Origin of the sequence: Cytobacillus oceanisediminis (assembly GCF_022811925.1) — a bacterium.
GTDB lineage: Bacteria > Bacillota > Bacilli > Bacillales > Cytobacillaceae > Cytobacillus > Cytobacillus oceanisediminis_D.
In genome coordinates, this window is the sequence record NZ_CP065511.1 from 4,228,570 (window position 1) to 4,253,110 (window position 24,541).

Annotated in this window: 26 protein-coding genes and 2 other annotated features; of the genes, 7 read left to right on the forward strand and 19 right to left on the reverse strand. The window is 43.3% G+C overall.

What is annotated here, in order from left to right; genetic code table 11:
- Window positions 1-65: 65 nt before the first annotated feature.
- Window positions 66-392 (reverse strand): iron-sulfur cluster biosynthesis family protein, encoded by a 327-nt coding sequence (locus tag IRB79_RS21225; protein ID WP_206838383.1) that lies wholly within the window; start codon window positions 390-392, stop codon window positions 66-68.
- A gap of 115 nt (window positions 393-507) precedes the next feature.
- On the opposite strand from IRB79_RS21225, the gene IRB79_RS21230 reads away from it, so the two are divergent.
- Window positions 508-726 (forward strand): CDGSH iron-sulfur domain-containing protein, encoded by a 219-nt coding sequence (locus tag IRB79_RS21230; protein ID WP_243504752.1) that lies wholly within the window; start codon window positions 508-510, stop codon window positions 724-726.
- A 19-nt stretch (window positions 727-745) separates the two neighbouring features.
- Here IRB79_RS21230 and IRB79_RS21235 read toward each other — a convergent pair whose 3' ends face one another.
- The 3 genes from IRB79_RS21235 to IRB79_RS21245 form a co-directional block, all read right to left on the reverse strand.
- Window positions 746-904 carry a hypothetical protein gene (locus tag IRB79_RS21235; RefSeq protein ID WP_206838387.1) on the reverse strand — a complete coding sequence of 53 codons (159 nt, stop codon included), beginning with the start codon at window positions 902-904 and terminating at the stop codon, window positions 746-748.
- A gap of 80 nt (window positions 905-984) precedes the next feature.
- Window positions 985-1,320, reverse strand: a complete 336-nt coding sequence (locus IRB79_RS21240) for a YolD-like family protein (RefSeq protein WP_243504754.1) — start codon at window positions 1,318-1,320, stop codon at window positions 985-987.
- 15 nt (window positions 1,321-1,335) lie between these two features.
- A complete protein-coding gene (locus IRB79_RS21245; RefSeq protein ID WP_243504756.1) occupies window positions 1,336-2,595 on the reverse strand; it encodes a Y-family DNA polymerase in 1,260 nt (419 codons plus the stop codon).
- 241 nt (window positions 2,596-2,836) lie between these two features.
- On the opposite strand from IRB79_RS21245, the gene IRB79_RS21250 reads away from it, so the two are divergent.
- Window positions 2,837-3,043 carry a YqzH family protein gene (locus IRB79_RS21250; RefSeq protein WP_243504758.1) on the forward strand — a complete coding sequence of 69 codons (207 nt, stop codon included), beginning with the start codon at window positions 2,837-2,839 and terminating at the stop codon, window positions 3,041-3,043.
- Window positions 3,044-3,081: 38 nt separating this feature from the next.
- Here the strand turns inward: IRB79_RS21250 and IRB79_RS21255 are convergent, their stop codons facing one another.
- Window positions 3,082-3,876 (reverse strand): SDR family NAD(P)-dependent oxidoreductase, encoded by a 795-nt coding sequence (locus IRB79_RS21255; protein ID WP_243504761.1) that lies wholly within the window; start codon window positions 3,874-3,876, stop codon window positions 3,082-3,084.
- Window position 3,877: 1 nt separating this feature from the next.
- The gene (locus tag IRB79_RS21260; protein ID WP_243504764.1) at window positions 3,878-4,852 is read right to left on the reverse strand and encodes an MBL fold metallo-hydrolase; all 975 of its coding nucleotides are present in this window, start codon (window positions 4,850-4,852) and stop codon (window positions 3,878-3,880) included.
- Between the two features lie 361 nt (window positions 4,853-5,213).
- Window positions 5,214-5,464: a binding site (T-box leader), on the forward strand.
- 67 nt (window positions 5,465-5,531) lie between these two features.
- Between IRB79_RS21260 and proC the strand changes: the two genes are divergently transcribed.
- From proC to namA, 3 genes are all read left to right on the forward strand, one after another.
- Entirely contained in the window at window positions 5,532-6,362 is an 831-nt protein-coding gene (proC, locus tag IRB79_RS21265; RefSeq protein WP_243504766.1) for a pyrroline-5-carboxylate reductase, read from the forward strand.
- A complete protein-coding gene (locus IRB79_RS21270; protein ID WP_243504768.1) occupies window positions 6,293-7,570 on the forward strand; it encodes a glycosyltransferase family 2 protein in 1,278 nt (425 codons plus the stop codon). The genes proC and IRB79_RS21270 overlap by 70 nt, the downstream gene beginning before the upstream one ends.
- Window positions 7,571-7,667: 97 nt before the next feature.
- Window positions 7,668-8,687 (forward strand): NADPH dehydrogenase NamA, encoded by a 1,020-nt coding sequence (namA, locus tag IRB79_RS21275; RefSeq protein WP_243504770.1) that lies wholly within the window; start codon window positions 7,668-7,670, stop codon window positions 8,685-8,687.
- Between the two features lie 48 nt (window positions 8,688-8,735).
- Here namA and IRB79_RS21280 read toward each other — a convergent pair whose 3' ends face one another.
- From IRB79_RS21280 to rnz, 3 genes are all read right to left on the reverse strand, one after another.
- A complete protein-coding gene (locus IRB79_RS21280) occupies window positions 8,736-10,073 on the reverse strand; it encodes a sodium-dependent transporter (RefSeq protein ID WP_243504771.1) in 1,338 nt (445 codons plus the stop codon).
- A gap of 167 nt (window positions 10,074-10,240) precedes the next feature.
- Window positions 10,241-10,456 (reverse strand) — a binding site (T-box leader).
- Window positions 10,457-10,544: 88 nt separating this feature from the next.
- Complete coding sequence (locus IRB79_RS21285; RefSeq protein WP_243504773.1) at window positions 10,545-11,090, reverse strand: histidine phosphatase family protein; 546 nt, start codon at window positions 11,088-11,090, stop codon at window positions 10,545-10,547.
- On the reverse strand, window positions 11,091-12,029 hold the full coding sequence (rnz, locus tag IRB79_RS21290) for a ribonuclease Z (RefSeq protein ID WP_243504775.1): 939 nt from the start codon (window positions 12,027-12,029) through the stop codon (window positions 11,091-11,093).
- A gap of 367 nt (window positions 12,030-12,396) precedes the next feature.
- Here rnz and zwf point away from each other — a divergent pair, with 367 nt between their 5' ends.
- Window positions 12,397-13,866 (forward strand): glucose-6-phosphate dehydrogenase, encoded by a 1,470-nt coding sequence (gene zwf / locus IRB79_RS21295; protein WP_431833450.1) that lies wholly within the window; start codon window positions 12,397-12,399, stop codon window positions 13,864-13,866.
- Window positions 13,867-13,976: 110 nt separating this feature from the next.
- Here zwf and gndA read toward each other — a convergent pair whose 3' ends face one another.
- From gndA to mce, 6 genes are all read right to left on the reverse strand, one after another.
- Entirely contained in the window at window positions 13,977-15,386 is a 1,410-nt protein-coding gene (gene gndA / locus IRB79_RS21300; protein ID WP_243504778.1) for an NADP-dependent phosphogluconate dehydrogenase, read from the reverse strand.
- Window positions 15,387-15,560: 174 nt separating this feature from the next.
- Window positions 15,561-16,859, reverse strand: a complete 1,299-nt coding sequence (locus tag IRB79_RS21305; protein ID WP_243504781.1) for a DNA polymerase IV — start codon at window positions 16,857-16,859, stop codon at window positions 15,561-15,563.
- 121 nt (window positions 16,860-16,980) lie between these two features.
- Window positions 16,981-17,457 carry a chemotaxis protein CheW gene (locus tag IRB79_RS21310; protein ID WP_243504783.1) on the reverse strand — a complete coding sequence of 159 codons (477 nt, stop codon included), beginning with the start codon at window positions 17,455-17,457 and terminating at the stop codon, window positions 16,981-16,983.
- A 139-nt stretch (window positions 17,458-17,596) separates the two neighbouring features.
- Window positions 17,597-18,709, reverse strand: coding sequence for a M20/M25/M40 family metallo-hydrolase (locus IRB79_RS21315; RefSeq protein ID WP_243504784.1), 1,113 nt, complete (start codon window positions 18,707-18,709; stop codon window positions 17,597-17,599).
- Between the two features lie 77 nt (window positions 18,710-18,786).
- On the reverse strand, window positions 18,787-20,337 hold the full coding sequence (locus IRB79_RS21320) for an acyl-CoA carboxylase subunit beta (RefSeq protein WP_009332865.1): 1,551 nt from the start codon (window positions 20,335-20,337) through the stop codon (window positions 18,787-18,789).
- A gap of 3 nt (window positions 20,338-20,340) precedes the next feature.
- Window positions 20,341-20,751, reverse strand: a complete 411-nt coding sequence (gene mce, locus IRB79_RS21325) for a methylmalonyl-CoA epimerase (protein WP_243504786.1) — start codon at window positions 20,749-20,751, stop codon at window positions 20,341-20,343.
- A 179-nt stretch (window positions 20,752-20,930) separates the two neighbouring features.
- On the opposite strand from mce, the gene prli42 reads away from it, so the two are divergent.
- The gene (prli42, locus tag IRB79_RS21330; protein ID WP_152539676.1) at window positions 20,931-21,026 is read left to right on the forward strand and encodes a stressosome-associated protein Prli42; all 96 of its coding nucleotides are present in this window, start codon (window positions 20,931-20,933) and stop codon (window positions 21,024-21,026) included.
- 465 nt (window positions 21,027-21,491) lie between these two features.
- Here prli42 and IRB79_RS21335 read toward each other — a convergent pair whose 3' ends face one another.
- The 4 genes from IRB79_RS21335 to IRB79_RS21350 all read right to left on the reverse strand — a co-directional run bounded on the left by IRB79_RS21335 (window position 21,492) and on the right by IRB79_RS21350 (window position 24,520).
- Window positions 21,492-22,016: a L,D-transpeptidase gene (locus IRB79_RS21335; RefSeq protein ID WP_243504788.1), complete on the reverse strand. Its 525-nt coding sequence runs from the start codon at window positions 22,014-22,016 to the stop codon at window positions 21,492-21,494.
- Between the two features lie 21 nt (window positions 22,017-22,037).
- Window positions 22,038-23,030, reverse strand: coding sequence for an aromatic acid exporter family protein (locus tag IRB79_RS21340; protein ID WP_243504790.1), 993 nt, complete (start codon window positions 23,028-23,030; stop codon window positions 22,038-22,040).
- A gap of 115 nt (window positions 23,031-23,145) precedes the next feature.
- On the reverse strand, window positions 23,146-23,868 hold the full coding sequence (locus IRB79_RS21345; protein WP_243504792.1) for an amino acid ABC transporter ATP-binding protein: 723 nt from the start codon (window positions 23,866-23,868) through the stop codon (window positions 23,146-23,148).
- Entirely contained in the window at window positions 23,861-24,520 is a 660-nt protein-coding gene (locus tag IRB79_RS21350) for an amino acid ABC transporter permease (RefSeq protein WP_243504794.1), read from the reverse strand. Before IRB79_RS21350 ends, IRB79_RS21345 begins: the two co-directional genes overlap by 8 nt.
- Between the last annotated feature and the right edge of the window lie 21 nt (window positions 24,521-24,541).

Here is a 24,541-nt window from a genome sequence, read left to right on the forward strand (position 1 = left end):
GGTATTTTTACCTATGTAACCAATTAAAAAAGACCGCCTTCCCACAGCGGCCGCCTGCTACATCATTATTTTGTTTTATCAATAAAGCTCATTCTCGGGTTTAAATACTGATTCGGACTTTTTAACTGAAAGCAGTTTGCCTTCTCTGAAAAGTCTATTATCAAATCGTCATCTAAAAATACTTCCTTTGATTTTTCCACATATATGCTGCCGGTGTTCGTTTTGATTTCCCTGTCATCATCATCAAGCTCGTCAACAAGCCAGAGTGCCGTCACTCCGCTTACAACACAGCCGCAGCCATCTATATCATACTTAAGCCTTATGAATCCATCTTTGCCGGCAATCCGTCCCGATAATTTTTCTGCCGCCAATTCAGTTAATGCAATTTCCATGTTTAAAACTACCTCCCCTTTGCATATGCTGTATTTTAACACAGTTAGGAATAACATGCTTCTGAAAGAGACAGTTGCTTATTCAGCCACCAAAATTGTGAAAGGATGATTGGATATGTCAAAGGCGCAGATTAAAGTAATGGATAATGGATCGTTTCGTGTAACAGGTGATGTAGAATTAATTGATATGGATGGCAATAAATTTGAAACAAAACAAACCTTCTCCCTTTGCCGCTGCGGAAGATCCTCGAAAATCCCATTTTGTGATGGCACTCATAAAGGAACTTTTCAATCCTGTGTCCGTGCGGAGAAAGCTCTCGATGACAATCAATAAGGGTGGAAAACGGGGACAATCATCCCCGTTTTTTTTCATTTTTTATTCCTGCGGGTGTTGCTCTTTCATCCTGTACAATCCCTTGAAGCAGTTCCCGGTCCCTGTCCGTACTGTCTTCTCCGGCCCCTGGTGCGATATTAGCCATCGGCAGCTGTTCCAGTTCTTTTCCTCTAGGCATATTTCATACACCTCCCTGCTGTTAAGATGCTTCCCACGTCCAAAAACTACCCGTTTTAAATTCATCCAGTTCAGACAGCTCTATTCATCCGTGAACCGCGCATCCGCTATAGCGTTAATGGAAATATGATGAATTTCCCCAAATCGATCAACAATATGAAGCTTTTGGCCAAGTTCATCCCAATAATGGATGCTCCCGATGACCAGTTCATAATTCCTGCCCCTGTAATGAGTAAGTGTAACGCTTTTTTGAAATTCCATTGCCTCCGAAAGAATTTCATTCATATATTCAAATTTCTGCTCATCCAATTCCCGCTCTTGCTCGTACGTATCTTCCTCTGCCCAGTCTCTTAAGAGCTTTACATGTTCCGGCAGCATCATAGAAGTCCATTTTATTCTGCCCCGATCGCGAATCATAAGCTGACCCCCCTTTTACATTTTATGGCCGCCAACCAATGTCGCACGGTGCTTGGCGGTTCCTGCGCTTGTATAAGAGACGGCTCTCAGCAGAGCTCCCCCTCCAAACTTGGAGCGGATCCGGTCCACTGTGTAGCCGAGCTCCCTTTTTTTCCATCCATCCAAATCGAACAGATTCAGCTGCATTTCGCAGTCATCCGTAATATTGCCGAGGGAAATGGAAATCTGACGCACTGTTTTGCCCTCAAAATTCTCGTCAAAAAGCTCGAGGCAGACGCGGTAAAGATCCATCGTAATATTGGTTGGCTGGTCAACTGTCCTTGAGCGGTAAAAGCCTCCTCCGAATTCATCCTGGCTGTAGCCAAGGCCAAAGCTGATGGTCCTGCCGGCTTTACGGTGGCTGCGGGCCCTTCTTGCCACTTCCTCACACATCTCAAGGACCACATGCTTAATTTCCTTTTCCTCTTTGTAATCCCTCAGTAAAATCTGGCTTTTCCCAAAGCTGATCTGCCCTTCCATGATCGGTGCCCCTATTTCCGACAGATCAATACCCCATGCATGGTGATAGAGCTGATTGCCCATAATCCCAAACTTTTTTTCAAGCTTAGCCAGATCATAGCGGGCAAGCTGTCCGACTGTAAAAATCCCCATTCCATTCAATGTCTTTTCAACACGGCGGCCGATGCCCCACATTTCCCTTAAAGGGGATACATTCCACAGCGTTGTTTTCACATCTTCATACGTCCATTCAGCAACTCCCTTTTTTTTCGCTTCAAGATCCAGGCAGAGCTTTGACATAAGCAAATTAGGCCCTATTCCTATGGCACAGGGGAGCTGAAATTCCCGTTCAATATCATCTTTTATTTTCCAGGCAATTGTCCGGGCATCACCCCATAGATGCACTGCGCCGTCTACTTTTATAAAACTTTCATCGACACTGTAGGTATGGATGGCTTCCTTGGGGACATAACGGTTAAACACCCTGGTGATTTCAGTGGAGATTCTTAAATAAGTCGCCATTTTCGGCTCCTCAATTCTAATGCGCGGGTCATTGGGAACCTCAAAAAGGCGGGCCCCTGTCTTTATCCCAAACTCTTTTTTCATTCGCGGAGAGGCAGCCAGAACAACGCTGCCCTTCCGTTCCACATTCCCCGCAATCACAAGATAGCAGTCAAGGGGATCCAGACCAAGCATGACAGCAGAACAGCTTGCATAAAAGCTCTTCATATCAACACACAAAATTTGATTATTCGGCATTGCGCTGTAATCAACCATGACTTCGACATCCTCCTTCAGAAAAGCGCAAGGCACCGCACCGGCTTATGCAGGTCGGCAGCGCCCGAATCCAAACAAAAAATAAACAAGAACATCCGTTCTGTATATGTATACCCATTATATTAAGCGAATATGCGTTCGGTTTCAATGGAAATTTTACGCGGTTTTTCTTAAAACAGGTTCTTTTGCCAGGTGCCGATATTACCAGAAACCAGTATAATCAGCTTGAGGTGCAAAAATAATGAACAAAAAACTGATATATAAAATGGTTCAAAACTGTTTAAAGCAATATAACAAGGACAGCCATTCCATTATGTTTGAAAGCAGGGAATTTGCAGAGATATTCAATAAAGTCATAGAGGAGAAAAATAAAGAAGCAGACAGCGAGCTGCATGAAATAGTAAATGATGTGGTATACGGGTATATTACTGATTCACCATATTTTTGAATGAAAAAGAAGCCGAAGCGATTGCTCCGGCTCCTTTTTCATTTCTGATTAAATGCACGTTTTCCAATTTTTTCGAACAGTCCTGGAAAAAGTGTATAGATAATGCTTCCCGCATTCATCCACCGCGGGAGATTAATTTCCCTGACTGGCATCAGCATGGCATTGACTACTTTAAGCGCCACATACTCGGGCTTAAGCATATACTTGCTGACATTTTTCACATATGTGCCTTTTTCATCGGCAATATTGAAGAAGTTTGTCTCAATCGGTCCAGGATTAACAGCAGTCACAAACACATTGCTGTCATCAAGCTCCATCCGAAGGCTGTTCGTATAGCCAAGAACAGCATGCTTGGTTGCGGAATAGATACTGGATTTCGGTGTGGCAATTTTGCCCGCCTGTGAGGCGATGTTGATAATATGGCCGCTCCTCTGTTTCCTCATCACCGGCAGCACCATGCTGGTGCAAGCCATTAAACCAACTACATTTACATCAAACATTCCCTTTATTTCTTCAACTTTTGCTTCATGTGCCTCCCGGAAAACTCCGAACCCGGCATTATTCACAAGAACATCTATGTGATCAAACCGGGCAAGTACCTCGGAAAAAACAGCCGAGACTTCGTCAGTGTCCGAAACATCGAGTTTATGTATGTAAACATCCACTGTAAAACGCCTCTGCAAATCTGCCTGCAGTTCCTGCAATTTGTCAAGGCTGCGGGCAAGAAGGACAAGGTTTGCTCCTCTCTCGGCACAAAGGAAAGCCATTTGGGCCCCAATTCCTCCAGATGCACCTGTGATAATCACATTTTTATTTTTTAATCTGTCTGACAAATCAAACCACCTCTTTTGATGCGGAATACAAGAATGCTTCCTCCTCTTTATTTATATAAATCTCTCCTATTGAATGCAAATAGTCAAGCTGAGCGACCGTTTCGGAAATCGTCAGGGAAAGCTCCTTCTCATAAACTTTCGGAAACAGGCGGCGGCACACTTCAAAAACAGTGAGCGATTCAGACTCAAGCCATGCCTTTACTTTCATTGCCCGCTCATGCTGGCGGCCAAGCCTTTCGTTTATTAACTCATTCACATTTGTAATATCCTCTCCATGTCCAGAGTAAAAAAGGGAAATTGGCAGCTGCCGCAGCTTTTTCAGCGACTCGTTATACTGAAGCTGCGGCTTCGGCCGTTCCGTATTGCCAGGAAGCGGCGGCTCCAGGATGGGATTGGGAGAAATATGTGCAAGCAAATGGTCTCCTCCAAGGAATACACCATCTTTCTCCCTGAACAAACCTATATGGCTCTGTGCATGCCCAGGTGTCTCCATTACCGTCCAATCGTCCAGCCCTTCAGGCTGGCTGCCTTCCTTCAGTTCGCCTGTCAGGGTACGATTGCAGGAATAGCGCAGAGTCTTTTTCATCTTGTTTATAAAGGAAAAATAACTTTCAGGAATCCCAAATTCGTTAAAAAGTTTTATGTAGAATTCATCATGAAATTTTAGAAACTGGTCCGTCCGGGACAGCCACCTTTGATTAACCGGGTGCCCGAACACATCGAGATAGTCTGGAAAAAAGTCAAGCAGCCCGGCATGATCGGGATGATGATGTGTAAGGACAACCTGTTCAAAATCACCGGGAGTTAAATTCAGCTCTTTAAGCTGGGATTTTAGGGCTTCCCACGCTTCATCCGTTTTAGGGCCGGCATCCACAAGAGTCAGCTTTTCCCCTTTTACTGCATATACATTAACGTCGCCGACAGGAAAAGGTGTCGGGATAACAAGTTTTGCAATTCCATCCTTCCATTTTGCCATTTTAACAATCCCCCTAAAATCACTATATTTAAATAAAATAAAGCTGTTTTTTTTATACTTCCGCAGGCCATCCAAGTCATACAGTCCATATGCCCTTTAGATAAGCCAACCTGTTTCACCCTTAAAATATCAGCATTTGCCATGCGTACAAATTACCGAAATTCCATAACAAAATTTAGAAATCTTCATATATAAAAATAAGTGTACCGTTCTTTTTACCGATTGTCATTATTTTCACATAATTTTTGCACATTATTAATATTTTTTTGGAAAATACCGCTTGACAAGTAAGCGTGTCTTCTTGCATAATCACAATTAAAATTTGATTTAACAGACCAAAGCTGCAATATTGGACAGCAGAAAAATAGCGATGAATAAGATTAGTAAATGGAAAACGGCGAAAGAGAGTGAAGCTCAGCGGCTGAAAGGCTTCACCGTCCACTTGACCATTGAACCTGCCTTATGAGCTGTTAGGAAAACCTAAACGCACCCCCGGCGTTATCGGGATCGAGATGCCTTTTCAAAAGACAGCGGCTGCAGCAGGCATGCTGCACTAAGAAGGAAAAGGCAATGAAGGTGGTACCGCGGAAGCATAGTCTTTTCGTCCTTTACAGGATGGAAAGGCTTTTTTTATTTTAGTCAGCCGGCATTTTGAACAATAAAGGAGGAATAACAGCAAATGAAAAAATTAGCTATTGTTGGAGCAGGATCAATGGCAGAAGCGTTAATATCAGGAATGATTGAAAGCCGGCTCATTACCGGCAGCAATATTTGGGTCACAAACAAATGCAGCAGGGAAAAGCTGCAATCCATGCAAAAGGCCTATGGCGTTCAGGCAACTTATAATCTCAGTGAACTGTTCAGGGGGGCTGAAACTGTTATTTTAGCGATGAAGCCAAAAGATGCAGCGGATGCAATCACTCTAATAAAACCTTATTTACAGGAAGATATGCTGATCATTTCCGTTCTGGCTGGCGTTTCAATCGAAAGCATTGAACGTTTGGCGGAAAAAAAGCTGCCAGTCGTGAGAGCCATGCCGAATACATCGGCAGCCGTCGGAAAGTCAGCGAGCGCCTTATCGGCTAATGAAAGAGTGACCAAAGAACAGATGGAAACAGTAAGAGGCATTTTTGATACAGTGGGAAAGTCAGCGTTTGTAGAGGAAAGACAGCTGGATGCTGTTACGGGCCTGTCAGGCAGTGGACCGGCATATATTTACTATCTTGCGGAAGCCATGGAAAAAAGCGCGGAAGAAATCGGGCTCGAAAAGGAGATGGCGAAAGAATTCATCATCCAGACCCTCATCGGGGCAGCCGAAATGCTGGCCAGGTCGGCCAAGGACCCTCACCAGCTTAGGAAGGAAGTAACAAGCCCCGGCGGCACCACCGAAGCAGGTGTAAAAGTGCTTGAAGCCAACGGGGTGCAGAGAGCCTTTATTGAATGCATCAAGGAAGCGACAGCCCAATCCAGGCGGCTTGGCCAAAGCTTCAGCAGCACAGTGAAAATGTAGCTGGGGGCATCTCCCCTGTAAATAGTCTTCTTATTGCAAACTATGAAAAAAGGATGAGAAACCTGCAAATGCTCATTATTCTATTAAGCGCAAGCCTCCTTGTATGGATTGCAGTACTAATTGATGCCGCTCTGGGACTAAAAAGCCTGGACCGCCTTGAAGATAGCGATACGATGACTGAAGGCCCCCTTCTTTCTGTTATAACAGCGGCAAGGAATGAAGAAGCCAAACTTGCGGAAAGCTTAAAAACCCAGCTGCAGCAAAGCTACAAACGCATTGAATGGATATTGGTCAATGACCGTTCAACCGACAGCACAGGAAGCATCCTGGACCGCCTCCAGAAAAGTGATTCAAGGGTTAAGTGTATCGATATCAAGACTCTCCCCGGTGGGTGGCTTGGAAAAAACCATGCCCTTTACAAGGGGTATTTGGAGTCATCAGGGGAAATAATCTTGTTCACAGATGCCGATGTGTTATTTAAGAAGGATGCCCTCGGCAAAGCGGTTCATGATTTTACAAAAAATAAGCTTGACCATTTGACTGCAGCACCAAGCTTAAAGGGAAGGAGTTTCTGGCTCAACACCTTCATTGCTTTTTTTCTTTTCGGCTTTTCATATTATAAACGCCCTTGGCTGGCGAACAATCCACGTTCCAAGACCGGCATTGGCATTGGGGCATTTAACATGGTATCCAGGCAATCCTATGAAGCAATCGGAACACATAAAGCAATAAAAATGCGGCCTGATGATGATTTAATGCTTGGAATGAGAATGAAACAAAATGGCCTCAAACAGAAATTTGCAACGGCGATGGACCTGATTGAAGTTGAATGGTATGAAAGCTTAAAAGAAGCCTTCAAAGGATTGGAGAAAAATACTTTTGCAGGCCTTCATTACCGGGTAAGCATGGTTCTGTTTGCAATTGCCGGAACATTCATTTCTCAGGTGCTTCCCTTTATCACAATTTTTTCAGCTGATAAAATTATTTTCAATTTAAGCCTAGCAAACATCATTTTTATAGCAGGCGTTTATACAATCATTACAAAAAGAATGTCCAAATTTTCTCCGCTTCTGTTTGTAGTATTTCCAATTACAGCTCTCCTGTTTATTTATTCCATAATCCGTGCCAGCATTCTAACATTTGTAAGGGGCGGTATAGTCTGGAGAGGTACATTATATAAATTAAGCGAACTGAGGAATAAGCGCTGAAGAAAGCAAACACCTTCTAAAGTGCATGTTCTTTTTCATTTGCGGAATCGCCTGATATACTCAATATTTAGGATAACGAAATAAGGAGGCATTGATTATGGAAACAAAGCTTTTTTCCCCTTTAACGATTAAAGGAGTCACCTTTAAAAACAGAATTGTTATGGCACCGATGTGCATGTACTCAAGCCATAATGAAGACGGCATGGTTGAAAACTGGCACCGGACACATTATACGAGCCGGGCTGTTGGCCAGGTAGGATTAATCATCCTGGAGGCAACTGCTGTAACTCCGCAGGGACGTATTTCTCCGCAGGATCTGGGAATATGGAGCGATGACCATATCGCAGGCCTGAGAGAATTAACCGGGCTAATGAAAGAACACGGGGCATCAGCCGGGATACAGCTTGCACATGCCGGCAGAAAAGCGACTGTCGAAGGGGAAATTCTCGCCCCATCGGCTGTTGCTTTTAATGAAAAAATGAAAACACCTAAAGAAATGACAAAAGAAGAAGTGTCCGAAACTGTGGAGGCATTCAAAAGAGGTGCTGAAAGAGCGAAAAAAGCCGGCTTTGAAGTAATTGAAATCCATGCGGCACACGGCTACCTGATTAATGAGTTTCTTTCACCGCTAAGCAATAAGCGAAGTGATGAGTATGGGGGATCAGCCGAAAACCGCTACCGTTTCCTCCGTGAAGTCATTGAAGCAGTTAAAGCCGTTTGGGATGGACCTTTATTTGTTAGAGTATCAGCACATGATTATCATGATGAAGGGTTAACTGCAGAGGATTATGCAGAAATGGGCAAATGGATGAAGGAGCAGGGAGTGGATCTTATTGACGTAAGTTCCGGAGCAGTAGTGCCGGCTAGAATAAATAGCTACCCGGGCTACCAGGTCAAATTCTCTGAAACCATTAAGGAAGGTGCCAATATTCAGACTGGTGCGGTCGGGCTAATTACATCCGGCCTGCAGGCCGAAGAAATCCTGCAAAACGGACGGGCAGATTTAATATTCATTGCGAGGGAATTGCTGAGAGATCCTTACTGGCCTCGTACGGCAGCAAAAGAACTTGGCGCATTAATCGAACCGCCTAAGCAATATGAGCGCGGATGGATTTAATTTATAACATAAAGAGAAAAGGGATGGTGAACCACCATCCCTTTCCTATTAAATAATCTGCAGTGAATCAAGGAATACAATGATGATAACCAAAGGCACCACATAACGCAGAAGGAAATACCACGCGGAAAAAATCCCATTCAGCGATTTTGAACCTTGAATCAATTCATTTCTCAGCAGGTCTTCCTTCATTTTGTATGAAACAAAAATAGAAATAAACAGTGCCCCTACCGGCATTAATACATTGCTGACAAGAAAATCGGCACTGTCAAAAATCGTTTTGCCGAAAATTGAAATATCTGAAAGGCTGCTGAAGGAAAGTGCCGATGGGACTCCCACGATAAAGATTGCCAATCCTGTCAGCCAGGCTGCACGGTTTCTGCCCCTGCCCTTCTTATTCGTCAGAGCAGCCACCACAATCTCGAGCATTGAAAAAGCGGAAGTTAGGGTTGCAAATAGAAACAGTGCAAGGAATAAGAGCAAAAACACTCGCCCAAACAGAATCTGATCAAAAACAGATGGCAGGACAATGAACAATAAACCAGGACCTGCAGCAGGCTCAAATCCCAGTGAGAAAACGGCCGGGAAAATAGCCAATCCAGCAAGAATCGAGATAAATAAATTCATTCCGACAACGGAAAAGGCGGGCTGCATCAAATTTTCATTCTTAGATAGATAAGAACTGTACGTTACCATAACCGATACCCCGACACTTAGAGAGAAAAACGATTGACCCATCGCATAAAGGACGGTTTCAGACGTTAAATTTGAAAAATCAGGCTTTAAGAAGAATGAGACGCCTTCCATGGCATTATCCAGTGTTAGAGATCGTGCAATCAAGATAATAAATAAAAGGAACAAAGCCGGCATCATAATTTTGCTGACCTGCTCGATACCCTTCTGGATGCCCTTAGCCACCACTAAAACAGTTATGAATAAAAAGATCCCTTGTGCCGCTACAACAGACACAGAGTCTGACACCGATGCGCCAAATAGCTCTTCGTAATTGCCGGCTCCATTCATAGAACCGGTAACCCCGTAAACAATGTACTTCAGAATCCACCCGCCTATCACACTATAAAACGATAAAAGCAGAAAACAGGTAAATACGCCAAGGTAGCCAATCCAGTGCCACTTAGTTCCCGGAGCAATATCCTTATATGCCGAGATTGCCTCTTTCCCCGTGCTGCGGCCGATCACAAACTCAGCCAGCAAAAGCGGAAAACCAATTAAAAGGGAAAATAACAGAAATAATAATATAAATGCTCCGCCACCGCTTGTTCCCGTCACATACGGAAGCTTCCAGATAGCTCCAAGTCCGATTGCCGAACCGGCCGAGGCTAAAATAAATCCAATCTTCGATGACCATTGCTCATTTTGCTGCATGCCTGTACCTCCATAATTTAAAAATAAGAGAGTATAAAGTTCTGAAATTCGATAACTGTCTAGCTCCAGACGCCAATAAGCGGGTGCCTGCAGCTATTCTTAATAGAAACCGGCCGGATTTCCATTTTAAGATATTTTTCCAAAAAAACAAAAAAGCCACATACTTCAAAAGGGACGCGAATCAGATTCACGCGGTACCACCCTTTTTGAAAGCATGTGACTTTCCACTCGAAATATAACGGATTAACCGTCTTTTCTGCTATAGTGCAGAAAAGAAAAGCTCCAAGATGAAATTCATCTTATCTTTGTGCCAGTTTCCACCATCCACTGGCTCTCTATAAACAGGGAGATAAGACTTAATAGAGTCTCTTCATAGCTTTTTAATATAATGTTTTAAAGTATAAGTGTGATTATATTATGCCTGCAGGAAACCGTCAATGCCAAATTTGAAAAATTCAATTTTTCCAGTCATTACTTTTCGTTCCAAATCCGCCTCCAAACCGCACCATCGCTATCTGCCTTAATTTCGAAAACATCCGGGTTGCTCATCTTCATAAGATGCTCAAAGCCTGCATTTTCATCGAAATAGCGCAGCAGCAAAGTGGATAAATTGCCATGGCTGACCAGAACGAAATGATTTTCATTAGAAGCAATTAATTCACCCAGCAGGGAAGCAGCTCGTTCCATACCTGACGAATGGGATTCTCCACCTTCGAAAACCAGATCAAAATCGGAAAAGCTCTGCTTAAGCTTCTCCTGCCAATCATCAAAAAGAATAGAGCTTAGCACCCTTTCCCCCAAACGGCTTTCCTCAACAATCTCAAGATTTCTCGACTGTGCAAGCGGCCGAATAGTTTCAATCGCCCGCACAAAAGGGCTTGAGTATATGCGATTAATTTCCTTTCCTTTAAAGAAATCAATTAGTTTTAATGCCTGTTCCCTTCCGCTTTCTGTCAATTTGGCGGAAAAAGGCTGGCCCTCAGCCTTTGCATGGCGCACGATATAGAAAGTTTTCAATTAATTCTCCTCTCCTTTATCAAGCGGTATATGAATTTCTTTAAAGTCCTCAGCAATTACCGTATTGGGGAAAATTGTCTGCGATTCCTTCAAAAGCTGTTCCCAATCCTGGCGTTCATATCGTGAACTGATATGATTCAGGCAAAGTTTCCTTGCATTCGCCTTGCGCGCGACTTTGGCAGCCTGCAGGGTTGTCGAATGAAAATAATCGTATGCAAGCTTTTCTTCCCCTTGCGAGAAGGTTGCCTCATGAATTAATAGATCAGCATGAGCAGCTAATTCTATTGCCGCATCGCAGATTCTGGTATCTCCCAGAACCGTGATAATTCTTCCCTTTTGAGCAGGGCCCAGAAAGTTCTTTGCTTCCAGAATACTCCCATCCTCAAGCTCTATGTTTTCGCCATTTTTTATTTTCTTATATATTGGACCCGGTTTGATTCCCGCTTCAGCAAGCTTATCCGCGAGCAATGTTCCCGGACGGTCCTTTTCAGTAACCCGGTAGCCATATGAAGGAATCCCGTGCTCGAGCAAGCGCGCTTCCACCTTAAAGTCTTTTTCATCCAATATAGTGCCATCACTGATTTCAGCAACTTTCAAAGGGTATTTCAGGTATGTGCCGCTGATAGAGAGCGAGACTTCAATATATTCTTTCAGCCCTTTTGGTCCATAGAGAGTCACCTCAGTATCACCGCCCTGAAAAGAGCGGCTGGACAGCAATCCGGGCAGACCATAAATATGATCTCCATGAAGATGGGTAATAAAGATTTTTTCAATTCTCCTTGGTTTAATGCTTGTATGTAAAATTTGGTGCTGAGTAGCTTCCCCACAGTCAAAAAGCCAAATGCACCCTCTTTCATCCAGGAGCTTTAAAGCCATCGAAGATACATTCCTCAGTTTTGCTGGAATTCCTGCACCCGTTCCCAAGAAAAAAACATCCATTGAAAAAACAGCCTCCTTTCCGGCAGTTCGGATTAAAAACCTGTCAGGCCTTGCCAATTCGAATATAACCAATATACCATAGCATCCTCGGAATTCATTCTAAAACAATTGGTTTTTGTTTTATTTGACAGGATAGTTCCTGGCCTTTAGAAAGAAACTATGTTAAAAAGGACAAACTTAATATTTGCGAAAATAGCTTTAAACAGATACAATTTTATACTTGTACAGACGTTTTTTTACGAATGCAATATAACAGCTTTTTCTAAAGCTGCTGGCGGACAAATGTCAGTCCAGCCTTACATACAGAATTTTGTCGAAAAGAGGTTCTAGAATCGTGAAATCAAACGAAAAACCGACCGCATTAATAATGATATTTGGGGCAACGGGGGATTTGGCAAAAAGAAAATTATTTCCCTCACTTTACCGCTTGTACAAAAAAGGAAGGCTGTCTGAACGTTTCGCGGTAGTCGGGATTGCCAGAAGGCCGCTCTCAAATGATGAATTTCAGGCAAGTGTCAAAACCTCTGTTGAGTCAGCTATTAAAGATAATGGAGAACTTGAAGATTTTATTTCTCATTTTTACTACCATTCGCATGATGTGACGGATTCAAGCTCCTATTTGGCATTAAAGAGTATGGCCGAAAAATTGGATGCTCATTATTCCCTTGAAGGCAACCGCATTTTCTACCTTGCCATGGCTCCTGAATTTTTCGGAACCATTGCAGAGCATTTAAAAGCAGATGGCCTGACGGATGTGGACGGCTTTAAGCGTCTTGTCATTGAAAAGCCTTTTGGTCATGATTTGGAATCAGCGAAACAGCTTAATAAGCAAATTCGAAAAGCTTTTTCAGAAAATGAAATATACCGGATTGACCACTACTTAGGGAAAGATATGGTGCAAAATATTGAAGTTATCCGTTTTGCCAATGCCATTTTCGAACCTTTATGGAACAATCGCTACATCTCAAATATCCAGGTTACATCAAGCGAAGTACTGGGTGTAGAAGAACGCGGCCGTTACTATGAAAAAAGCGGCGCTCTTCGTGACATGGTTCAAAACCATATGATGCAAATGGTTGCCCTCCTGGCAATGGAACCGCCAATCCGGCTGACAACGGATGAGATCAGATCTGAAAAAGTGAAGGTTTTAAGAGCCATGCGTCCGCTTGAAGGCGATCAGGTGAAAGAATACTTTGTCCGCGGCCAATATGGAAAAGGCCAAATAAACGGACAGGAAGTCCCAGCTTACAATGAAGAACCGATGGTGGATGAACAATCAAACACCGAAACTTATGTTGCTGGCAAGCTGATGATTGACAATTTCCGCTGGGCAGGTGTGCCAATCTACATTCGCACTGGAAAAAGAATGGCTGCAAAATCAACGAAAATTGTTATCCAGTTCAAGGATATTCCGATGAACTTATATTATCAGACTGAGCAAACGTTAAATCCGAACCTTCTGGTCATCCATATTCAGCCTGAAGAAGGCATTACCCTTTATTTGAATGCACAAAAATCAGGTCAAAACATGGAAGCCACACCAGTAAAATTAAACTTTGCCAACAAAGGCATCGATGACATGAATACGCCTGAGGCTTATGAAAGGCTATTATATGATTGCATGCGCGGAGACGCAACCAACTTTACCCACTGGGATGAAGTGGCCCTTTCCTGGAGCTTTGTCGACAAAATTTCCGACGTATGGGAAAACACTAAAGAAGATGGCTTCCCTAACTACGAATCCGGTTCAATGGGTCCAAAAGAAGCAGACCAGCTGCTTGAAAAAGACGGTTTCTTCTGGTGGCCAGTAACAGACCTTGATGTTGAACAATGCTAAATAATTTTCGACCCCCCCTGCCGCGGCAGGGGGGGTCGTTTAGTAAATGCCATGATCCAGCTTCCTGCAATTACAAAAAAACAGCGCCTTTTGGACGCTGTTTTTTTATATTACTCCATCCAATTGGTATGGAAAATGCCTTCTTTGTCTGTACGCTGATAAGTGTGTGCGCCAAAGTAGTCACGCTGTGCCTGAAGAAGGTTTGCAGGCAAAGTTTCAGTGCGGTAGCTGTCATAATAGGACAGCGCAGCAGAGAAGCATGGTACAGGGATGCCGTTCTTCACAGCCGTACTGATAATTTCACGGGTAGCATCCTGGTAGCTTTCTACGATTTCCTTGAAATACGGATCAAGAAGCAGGTTCTTTAAACCAGGCTCACGGTCATATGCTTCCTTAATTTTTTGAAGGAATTGGGCACGGATAATGCATCCGCCGCGGAAAATCATAGCAATATCGCCGTATTTAAGATCCCATCCATATTCTTCGGATGCTGCTCTCATTTGAGCAAAGCCTTGTGCGTATGAGCAGATTTTGCTCATGTAAAGGGCTTTGCGGACACTTTCGATAAAGGCTTTTTTATCGCCGGTGAATTCCGATGCAGCTGGCCCCCGCAGAACTTTGCTTGCGTTGACACGCTCTTCTTTCATAGCAGAAATGAATCGGGCAAAAACGGATTCAGTAATGATTGGAAGCGGTACACCGAGGTCAAGCGCACTTTGGCTTGTCCATTTGCCGGTTCCCTTTTGGCCAGCTGTGTCAAGGATGACATCTACCAGCGGCTTGCCGGTTTCATCATCTTTTTTCGTGAAGATATCAGCCGTGATTTCAATTAGATAGCTGTCAAGCTCACCTTTATTCCAATCGGCAAATACTTCATGAAGCTCTTCAGCAGTCAAACCAAGCACATTTTTCAAAAGAAAATAAGATTCGGAAATCAGCTGCATATCACCGTATTCAATGCCGTTGTGGACCATTTTCACATAATGGCCTGCCCCATCCGGACCGATGTATGTTGTGCATGCTTCACCACTAACCTTTGCCGCGATATCTTGAAAAATCGGGGCAACCAGCTCGTAGGCTTCTTTTTGGCCGCCAGGCATAATGGAAGGCCCTTTTAATGCGCCCTCTTCACCGCCGGATACGCCTGTACCGATGAAGTGGATGCCCAGCTCGCTTAATTCCTTATTGCGGCGCTGTGTGTCCACAAAGAAGGTATTTCCGCCATCAATCAGAATATCCCCTTTATCCAATAAGGGCTTTAACTGCTCAATTGTCGCATCTGTCGGACCGCCTGCTTTAACCATAAGCATGATTTTGCGCGGTTTTTCCAGGGAATCCACAAACTCTTCAAGTGTATATGTACCTTTAAAATTTCTTCCTTCCACTTCCCTAAGCATCTCATCCGTTTTTTCACGTGACCGGTTAAAAACGGATACAGAGTAACCTCTGCTTTCAATATTCATGGCAAGATTTTTGCCCATTACGGCTAAGCCGATAACACCAAACTGTGATTTCATCATCTTTTTATTACTTCCCTTCTAGCCTTTATGCGTGTAATTGCTTGTTCAAAAAAAGATTTCATTAAGAGTTTTTATGAACATTTAATCCAATAAAAGAATCCACTTTACTTTAGCAAGATTCCTATTCTTATTCAACTTTCCTGTCTTAGTTTAGCTTATAGCCGCCTGAAAAACTCATGAAATATCATCTTTTTCTTTTTTATTGCCCCTTCCAGGCCTGCTATGCAAAAAGTCTTTATTAAAGCTGGTATCAGTGCCAATTTTGGGGCGGGTCAATTTCATTTCCGAAAGTGCACCTGCATTGTCGATTATTTTAGTCCCATATTTCTTGCGCAAAAGATCCATTGTCTGAAACAACGGCTCCTTTCTGGCATCTTTTTCAAAACTGAATAGATCCAGCTGTTTAACCGCCTGTTCGGGTTCGACAAGGTCTGTTCCTGTAATGCCAAGCAATCGTACTGCGTTTCCATTCCAATGTTTAATAAAAAGCTCTTTTGCCATTTGAAAAATTTCTTCATCCTGCTGAATCGGATTCTTCAGTTTGCGGCTTCTGGTAATCGTTTTTCGGTCCTTATACCTAATGGTAATCCCCAGAGAAACCGCCATTACCTTTTTCCTCTTCAGTCTGGAAGAAACCTGTGCAGCCAATTTTTCAAACACCTGAAGCAGCTCTCTTTGATTTGAAACATCCCTTGGGAGTGTAGTCGAATTCCCCACACTTTTAAATTCAGATGCCGATTCCGGATCGACTTTTCTAAGATCTTGGCCATTAGCTTTTTGTTTGAGTCTAGGGCCATTGATGCCCAGGGCTGCTTTTAATATAATTTCATCCGCTTTTGCCAATTCGCCGATTGTGGCGATGTTGAGATTTCTCAGCTTTTCCCCGGTTTTCTCGCCGACTCCGTGCATTTCTTCCACTTGCATCGGCCATAAAATATGGGGTACATCTCTTTTTCTGAGAACTGTAATCCCCATCGGTTTTTTCATGTCAGAAGCCATCTTGGCTAGAAATTTGTTGGGTGCAACACCGATGCTGCAGGGCAAATCAAGCTGCTGGAAAATCTGCTTCTGTATCGTCTCAGCAATTTCTATTGGGCTCCCAAACTCATAGCTGTCTGTAATGTCCACATATCCTTCATCAATGGATACAGGTTCAACAAGGGTGGAATATTCGTGCAATATATCAAACATTCCCATAGAAGCTGCACGATATCTCTCAAAATTTGGTTTCATAATAATCAGCTGGGGACAGAGCTTTTTAGCCTCCCATAGAGGCATGGTGGTTTTTACCCCGAAGCTCCTTGCCTCATAGCTGCAAGTCACGATTATTCCGCGCCTCTCCTCCGGATTGCCTGCGATCGCTAAAGGCTTGCCCTTTAATGTGGGATCATAAGCCATCTCAACCGAAGCATAAAAACTATTCATATCAACATGGAGGATAACTCTCCCGTTTTTCGGATACATTTGCTTCATGCCGGCACTTCCCTGTAAAATCATTCACTTCTATTTTAGCAGATATTCTTCTTTTCTTTTATTAGGAGGATTATAAAAGCAAAAACAGAGAATCTTGCTCCTCTGTTTTTGAATTCGCCCGCTATGCTGTTGTTTTCTGCGTTTTCATATATTCTTTTATTTCCCTTATTCCTTCCAGGGATTCCACCAGCTTTGCAGGGTCGATTATGGTTATCAGCCTACTTTCGATATTGGCTACCCCTGTAAAATAATTGGTTTTTTGATAGGCAATCATACCTGGCTGTTTCAGGCAGTCTGCTGGAATATCTAAAATTTCCTTGGCTTCAGTCACTAGCACTGCGAATGATAGCTCGTCTGTCTGCAGCACAATCACTCTTGCTGAGTCGCTATCGGGCAGTGTCCGGCTGTAAAGAATTTCTTCAAAATCAACAACGGGAATTAGTTCTCCCCTGACTTTAACAATTCCTCTTACATGCCTAGGCAAATGAGGAATCGGTGTAATGCCTTCCATTTTCTCAATGGATATAACAAAAGGAATGGGCGTGGCATATTCCTCATTTCCAACCCGGAATACGACGGCTTTATTATTTTCAATCATTCCATATCCCCCTCGGACAACACTTATGTATAAGACTAATATACCATAGCCATTATTTTCTAACTAGTGAGGAAACTAATTGAATTCTGTAATATAAAAAAGAGAACCGCTTCGGGTTCCCTTTCTTTAAGCTTAGACTTTAGACTTCTACGATAATGGCAATGACCATTTCAGCCAGTTTATTTAATTCTTCAATAGGCATGCGCTCATTGGTTGTATGAATTTCTTCGTAGCCAACAGCAAGGTTGACTGTTGGTATGCCTAAACCGGCAATAACGTTCGCATCACTTCCGCCGCCACTGTGAAGAAGCTCGGAGCTTCGGCCAATCTTTGCAGCCGCTTTGCGGGCTACTTCAACGACATGGTCGCCTTCGCCAAATTTAAAGCCAGGGTACATAACCTGAACATCCACTTCAGCTTTGCCCCCCATTTCTTCGGCAGCACTTTCAAAAGCTTCTTTCATTTTAGCAACCTGCTGTTCCATTTTTTCAGGAATTAATGAACGTGCTTCTGCTAAAATATCAACATGATCACACACGATATTCGTCTGCTGTCCGCCTTCAAAACGGCCAATGTTAGCCGTTGTTTCTTCATCAATACGGCCCAGCGGCATTCTTGAGATCGCTTTCGCTGCCATAGTGATAGCCGAAATGCCTTTCTCAGGGGCTACACCGGCATGTGCTGTTTTCCCTAGAATAGCAGCTTTAACTTTAGCTTGTGTCGGGGCGGCAACGATAATATTTCCGACTTTGCCGTCACTGTCCAGTGCGTAGCCAAACTTCGCTTTAACAAGTGAAGGGTCGAGAACCTTCGCTCCGACCAGTCCGGATTCTTCCCCAACTGTGATAATGAACTGGATAGTTCCATGAGCAATATTCTGCTCTTTCAGGACTTTAACAACTTCAAGCATAACGGCAAGTCCTGCCTTGTCGTCGGCACCCAGGATCGTTGTTCCATCGGTTACAACATAGCCGTCCTTGATGGAAGGTTTAATTCCTTTTCCAGGAACAACCGTATCCATGTGGGAAGTGAAATAAATTATATCTGTTCCTTCTTTGGTTCCTTGAAGAGTGCAGATGAGGTTGCCTGCACCGTGTCCGGTCTGTGCAGTTGTATCGTCTTCATATACCTCAACCCCAAGATCCCTGAATTTTTTCTTCAGCACTTTTGCAATTTGAGCTTCATACTTTGTTTCAGAATCAATTTGCACCAGTTCCAGAAATTCGTTTAATAACCGTTCCTCATTAATCATTTATGTACAAACCTCCAAATTTAAGCTTACTAAGCAAGTATAACTCCAATATTTTGGCACAGCAAATCAGGAATCCATTATAGCGGGATATTTCCATGCTTTTTATGAGGCCTGCTTTCTTTTTTATTGCGCAGCATTTCAAGTGCCTGAATGATCTTGATTCTGGTCTCGCGCGGATCGATGACATCATCCACCATGCCTCGGCTTGCCGCCACATATGGATTGGCGAACTTTTCTCTGTATTCCTCGATTTTTTGTGCCCTGGTGGCCTCGGGATCTTCACTATTCTGGATTTCCCTTGCAAAAATAATGTTGGCTGCACCTTGAGGGCCCATTACGGCTACTTCCGCATTCGGCCAAGCAAATACAAGATCTGCGCCAATAGATTTACTGTTCAGGGCAACGTAGGCTCCTCCGAATGCTTTTCTTAAAATAACAGTAAGCTTTGGCACCGTTGCTTCTGAGTAAGCATAGAGTATTTTTGCGCCATGCCGGATGATTCCGCCATGCTCCTGTTTAACACCTGGGAAAAAGCCTGTAACGTCCTCAAATGTAATAAGCGGAATATTAAAAGAATCACAGAACCGGATAAACCTTGAAGCCTTATCGGAAGAATCAATATCAAGGCCTCCTGCCATTACCTTCGGCTGATTGCAGACAAGTCCCACCGTCTCACCCTTGATTCGGGCAAGCCCGACTACAATATTTTTAGCAAAGTCACGCTGTACCTCCATAAAAGTATCTTTATCCACTACCTGTTCAATGACTTTTCGGACGTCATATGGACGAAGGGCGTCAAAAGGAATGGCGTCTGTCAAATCCGGACGGTAATCATCGTCCTCATCACGTTCTGACATTGGCGGTTTTTCCTCATTATTCTGCGGTAGGTAGCTTAACAGACTTCGCACCTGCTCTATAACTTCCTCTTCGGACTCGCCTCTAAAGTGTGCGTTTCCGCTGATTGTGTTATGCACACGGGCACCGCCCAGATCCTCCGGTGAAATTTTCTCCCCAGTCACCGTTTCGATTACTTTTGGGCCTGTTATGAACATCTGGCTCGTTTTTTCCACCATGAAAACGAAATCCGTGATCGCTGGAGAATAAACCGCTCCGCCTGCACAAGGCCCCATAATGACAGAGATCTGCGGAATCACTCCTGAATAAATGGAATTCCGGTAGAAAATATGACCATATCCATCAAGGGAAACAACCCCTTCCTGAATTCTGGCACCGCCGGAATCATTCAAGCCTACAAATGGAGCCCCATTTTCAGCCGCCAAATCCATTACATTGGCAATTTTTTTTGCATGCATTTCCCCCAGGGCGCCGCCAAAAACAGTAAAGTCCTGGGAAAATAAGAAGATAGGCCGGCCGTTGACCTTGCCATAACCAGTTACAACACCGTCGCCAGGGCCTTTTTGGTTTTCCAATCCAAAATCCGTGCTGCGGTGCTCAATAAATGGATTCAGCTCAACGAATGTGCCCGGGTCAACTAATAAATCGATTCGTTCACGGGCAGTCAGTTTTCCTTTTTCATGCTGTTTTTGTATACGCTCATCCCCGCCGCCCAGTTCGACTTCCCTGCGGCGGTCGTATAACTCATTTATTTTCTCATAGATGTCTGCCATGCTTTATTTCAATCCTTTCTTTTCACAGAATTCATATAAAATGCCGCCTGTTGATTTCGGGTGCATAAAGGCTACCTGGGCACCGCCAGCACCTATCTTCGGTTCATCCTGCAGCATCCTGATGCCCTGTTCCTTCATTTGATTAATGCGTTCTTGTATGCTGTCAACACCTAATGCTACATGATGAAGACCTTCGCCTCGCTTCTCTATAAACTTGGCAATTGGGCTTTTTTCACTTGTCGGCTCCAGCAACTCAAGTTTCGTTTCCCCTGCTTTAATAAAAGCAACCTTTACCCCTTGACTTTCCACTTCCTCAATTCCGAGAAATTCTAGCTGCAGTGTTTCAGTATAAAATGGAAGCGCTTCATCAAGAGACCTGACAGCAATACCTATATGGTCCACCTTCTGGATCATCTGTTTTCCTCCTCATGGATGTCGGATATTATCAATTTCCCGCAGAATGCGGGCATATTTTAAGACTATTATTTAAATATTCGTTAAAAATGTCGAAAATCCTTTTAAAAATTGAGCGGTTGTTCAATTTGAAAATTCTTAGTAAAATAATAGTAAGAATTGGGACGAGGAGGAATAGAATGTCAAATAAGAAATTGGCGAAAGTGATTGTATATTTAATGATATTTGCAATGCTCGCATCTACCCTCATTATGGGTATGTCGATGTTTTTATAAAAGGAACTCTGTAAATTTATTCAGCTGCTGCGGATGGCAATTCCGGGCAGCTTTTTTCTGGCATGATTTTTTGTTTGGCTCTTTTCGTATAAATTGTTATTTTTCGCCTACCAATGTTTCCGTTGATTTCCGCTCCAGGTTGCTCGCTTCCGCGGGGCGGGCGGTGAGCCTCCTCGACGCTGCGCGTCTGCGGGGTCTCACCTGTCCCGCTACTCCCGCAGGACTTTGAATAAGCTTCCTTGAGTAAACACCGCACGAAGAAAATGCGAATGCATTTTCGAGGATATCGCACCTTCCACTACAATCAACTCAGTTAATAATATACAAAAAGTAACAAACCTTGCGAAAAAAGCCTTTTGTTTTTTCTAACATATTTTAGAATTTATTTTACATCTAAAACACTTTCCAGTCTTCCAAGACATTAAAAAACTGCATCCGTTCAGATGCAGCTGCACATTCCTTCAATTATCTTTTTTTTATTGCACCGTACTCTCTTCCAAGTTCTTCAAAGTTTTTAACTGAGGTAACTACTAAGATTTTTGTTCCAATCGGCACAAATTCATATAACGACTCGACTTCTTCATTCTGCAATCTTATACAGCCATTGGAGACATATCTGCCGATGGACGATGGGTCGTTGGTTCCGTGAATGCCATAGATTCTTCCATCTGTATCCTCTGCATCAAATCCAATCCATCTTGTTCCGAGCGGATTACGAGGGTCCCCGCCTTTAATGTCCTTTTTTCTGTAGTAAGGGTCGGCTGCCTTTACAGTCACAGTAAAAAGTCCCTCAGGTGTAAGATCATCCGTTTTCCCGGTTGCAGCTGTGATAACATTCTGCACATTATTATCTTGAATATACGCAACTTCATTAGTCCGTTTATTGACAATTAAAAATGGATCTCCAGGCAGAGGGTTGGGTCCCAAAGGCCAGATTGGGGAAAATGAAAAAAACATGATGGCCGCTGCAGCAAACTTCAGCATGATCATTCACGCTCCAATTCCTTTTCCTTAGTTTGCTTCTGCTACCCGGTCTTGATTCATTTCCCTATCCTTTAATCCTATAAAAGAGCTTTTTATAATTAAATACTGTTCCATTTCTTTTACGAAGTGAAGCAGCGCAGCCCGTGCCTCAAATTCCTCTCTTGTCTTGGGGAGCTCCATATTTTCAAAAGAAACCCTCATTCGGTATAATTTCTCCAGAAATTGAATGGCCGTATTCCCTGGATGAATGTGGTCCGATAACTCCTCAATAAAATCAGCAATCATCTCCCCCTGTTCAACAGGCAGTGCAATGGACGTTACACTTGGAAGAACACGCTCAATAATCTCAAATTGTTTTTCCCTCATTTTAAAATAGTGATAATATAAATTATCATTCCTTCGGAAATGGTTTTCGACATCTCTGAAAGCCAATGTTTTTGCCTTATCGATCAATTCCATCGTTTCAGTGATTTCTCTGCCATCCCAGCTGCTTTCATGTGTGCGCAAATACTTCACGATTTCATCAAAGATTATCTTAAAGTTATCTTCTATCTCGAGCCTATACTCCTTAAGCTTCGATTCCAGACTGGGCATATAGAGGTTTGCGATGAGCGCCACACCAATACCCACAGTAATAATGCCCAGTTCATTCAGCAGGAGTTCCTTTGAAACTTCCCCTGCAGAATAAATATGCAGAATAATAACGGAGCTTGTCACTATCCCATCACTGGCCTTTACCATGACAGCTGCGGGGATAAAAAACAAAAGCAGCAGTCCAATTACAAGCGGATGGTAGGCAATCCCCTCAAAAAACAAGGAAGAAAACACCATTGCCATTAAGCAGGCAAAAAAACGGTCCCATGAAGCGCGCAGAGATTTTTTCTTCGTTACTTTTATGCATAAAATAGTTAATATTCCTGCAGAGACAAAATTATCAAGCTGCAGCATTTGTGCAATCATGATGCTAATGGAAGTTCCCACGGCAGTCTTGATTGTCCGGTAGCCAATTCTGTACTTCATTTAGTCAAACTCCTATATTCATTTGCCCCACCAAATTTAAAGAAGGCTGTTAGTTTTGAGAAAAGCGAAAGAGAAGATGATCCTTTTGATCATCTTCTCCTACAGCATATATCGATTATAGCATTTTTTGCAAGAAATCCCTTGCACGTTCACTCTTAGGATTAGAAAAAAATTCTTTAGGTGAAGAATCCTCTACAAGCACGCCGCCATCCAGGAAAAGCACCCTGTCTGCCACTTCACGGGCAAATCCCATTTCATGGGTTACAATTGCCATTGTCATGCCTGTATGGGCTAAATTTTTCATAACGTCCAGCACTTCTTTCACCATTTCCGGGTCAAGAGCGGATGTCGGTTCATCAAACAGCATGACATCAGGCTCCATAGCAAGAGCTCTGGCAATCGCAACCCTTTGCTTCTGTCCCCCGGATAACCGATTTGGATATTCGTATGCTTTGGCTGATAATCCGACCTTCTCCAAAAGCTCGAGCCCTGTTTTCTCAGCTTCCGATTTCGAAACTCCCTTAACCTTCATTGGTGCATAGGTCAGGTTTTGCAGGACCGTTTTGTGCGGAAATAAATGAAAATGCTGAAAAACCATTCCCACATTTTGGCGCACTTTCATAATGTTCGTGCTCTTATCCGTAATGTCCTGCCCGTTAATCATGATCCTGCCGTCTGTAGGCACTTCCAGGAGATTGATGCAGCGCAGCAATGTTGACTTGCCGGAACCGGATGGACCAATAATAGCTACTACTTCGCCATCTTGAATACTGGTTGAAATACCTTTAAGAACTTCAAGTTTACCGAAATGTTTATGCAAATTTTCCACTTTAATCACTGCGTCTCATTCTCCTTTCGATCCTTTTTCCAAGCACAGTCAGGATCATTACCATAATGTAATAGATAAGCCCGGCAATCAAGATTGGTTCGAAGTATGAAAACTTTTCGCCTCCCACGATGTAAGCCCGGCGCATCACGTCTGTAACCCCAATAACCGTTACGATTGCAGACTCTTTTGTTAGGGTAATAAACTCGTTCATCAAAGCAGGCAAGATGTTTTTCATCGCCTGCGGGAGAATGATATCCATCATGGCCGGCCTATATGGGACACCTAAAGCCATGGCCGCTTCACTTTGGCCCTTATCCACAGCCAGGATGCCGGCCCGGATAATCTCCGAAATATAGGCTGCTGAGTTTAGTCCAAAAGACAAGACGGCAGCTGTTGATGGATCAATTTTATACCCGATCAGCTGGGGCGACCCATAATAAATGAGCATCAGCTGAAGAACAAGAGGTGTTCCTCTAAAAACGGATGTATAGGCATCTGCAATCCACCCGAGAAGTTTAAATCTGCTGATTTTAAAGAATGATAGAATAATGCCTAAGACAAAACCTAGTATGCCTGCCATAGAAACTATTTGAAGCGTGACGCCAATGCCTTTTAGTATATATGGAAGGGAGGGAATGAACTGCTGAAAATCCAGATTCACTATCTTTCCATCCTCTCTATA

What these genes read in the sequence shown, in the direction of transcription:
- IRB79_RS21270 (WP_243504768.1), top strand. Translation starts at nt 6,293, where the DNA reads ATGCATCAAGGAAGCGACAGCCCAATCCAGGCGGCTTGGCCAAAGCTT.
- IRB79_RS21335 (WP_243504788.1), bottom strand. Translation starts at nt 22,016, where the DNA reads ATGATCATGCTGAAGTTTGCTGCAGCGGCCATCATGTTTTTTTCATTT.
- IRB79_RS21240 (WP_243504754.1), bottom strand. Translation starts at nt 1,320, where the DNA reads ATGATTCGCGATCGGGGCAGAATAAAATGGACTTCTATGATGCTGCCG.
- mce (WP_243504786.1), bottom strand. Translation starts at nt 20,751, where the DNA reads ATGATCCAGAAGGTGGACCATATAGGTATTGCTGTCAGGTCTCTTGAT.
- IRB79_RS21320 (WP_009332865.1), bottom strand. Translation starts at nt 20,337, where the DNA reads ATGGCAGACATCTATGAGAAAATAAATGAGTTATACGACCGCCGCAGG.
- IRB79_RS21310 (WP_243504783.1), bottom strand. Translation starts at nt 17,457, where the DNA reads ATGATTGAAAATAATAAAGCCGTCGTATTCCGGGTTGGAAATGAGGAA.
- prli42 (WP_152539676.1), top strand. Translation starts at nt 20,931, where the DNA reads ATGTCAAATAAGAAATTGGCGAAAGTGATTGTATATTTAATGATATTT.
- IRB79_RS21260 (WP_243504764.1), bottom strand. Translation starts at nt 4,852, where the DNA reads ATGGCAAAATGGAAGGATGGAATTGCAAAACTTGTTATCCCGACACCT.
- zwf (WP_431833450.1), top strand. Translation starts at nt 12,397, where the DNA reads ATGATATTTGGGGCAACGGGGGATTTGGCAAAAAGAAAATTATTTCCC.
- proC (WP_243504766.1), top strand. Translation starts at nt 5,532, where the DNA reads ATGAAAAAATTAGCTATTGTTGGAGCAGGATCAATGGCAGAAGCGTTA.
- IRB79_RS21340 (WP_243504790.1), bottom strand. Translation starts at nt 23,030, where the DNA reads ATGAAGTACAGAATTGGCTACCGGACAATCAAGACTGCCGTGGGAACT.
- IRB79_RS21305 (WP_243504781.1), bottom strand. Translation starts at nt 16,859, where the DNA reads ATGAAGCAAATGTATCCGAAAAACGGGAGAGTTATCCTCCATGTTGAT.
- IRB79_RS21235 (WP_206838387.1), bottom strand. Translation starts at nt 904, where the DNA reads ATGCCTAGAGGAAAAGAACTGGAACAGCTGCCGATGGCTAATATCGCA.
- namA (WP_243504770.1), top strand. Translation starts at nt 7,668, where the DNA reads ATGGAAACAAAGCTTTTTTCCCCTTTAACGATTAAAGGAGTCACCTTT.
- IRB79_RS21250 (WP_243504758.1), top strand. Translation starts at nt 2,837, where the DNA reads ATGAACAAAAAACTGATATATAAAATGGTTCAAAACTGTTTAAAGCAA.
- rnz (WP_243504775.1), bottom strand. Translation starts at nt 12,029, where the DNA reads ATGGATGTTTTTTTCTTGGGAACGGGTGCAGGAATTCCAGCAAAACTG.
- IRB79_RS21245 (WP_243504756.1), bottom strand. Translation starts at nt 2,595, where the DNA reads ATGGTTGATTACAGCGCAATGCCGAATAATCAAATTTTGTGTGTTGAT.
- IRB79_RS21225 (WP_206838383.1), bottom strand. Translation starts at nt 392, where the DNA reads ATGGAAATTGCATTAACTGAATTGGCGGCAGAAAAATTATCGGGACGG.
- IRB79_RS21315 (WP_243504784.1), bottom strand. Translation starts at nt 18,709, where the DNA reads ATGATTAATGAGGAACGGTTATTAAACGAATTTCTGGAACTGGTGCAA.
- IRB79_RS21230 (WP_243504752.1), top strand. Translation starts at nt 508, where the DNA reads ATGTCAAAGGCGCAGATTAAAGTAATGGATAATGGATCGTTTCGTGTA.
- gndA (WP_243504778.1), bottom strand. Translation starts at nt 15,386, where the DNA reads ATGATGAAATCACAGTTTGGTGTTATCGGCTTAGCCGTAATGGGCAAA.
- IRB79_RS21280 (WP_243504771.1), bottom strand. Translation starts at nt 10,073, where the DNA reads ATGCAGCAAAATGAGCAATGGTCATCGAAGATTGGATTTATTTTAGCC.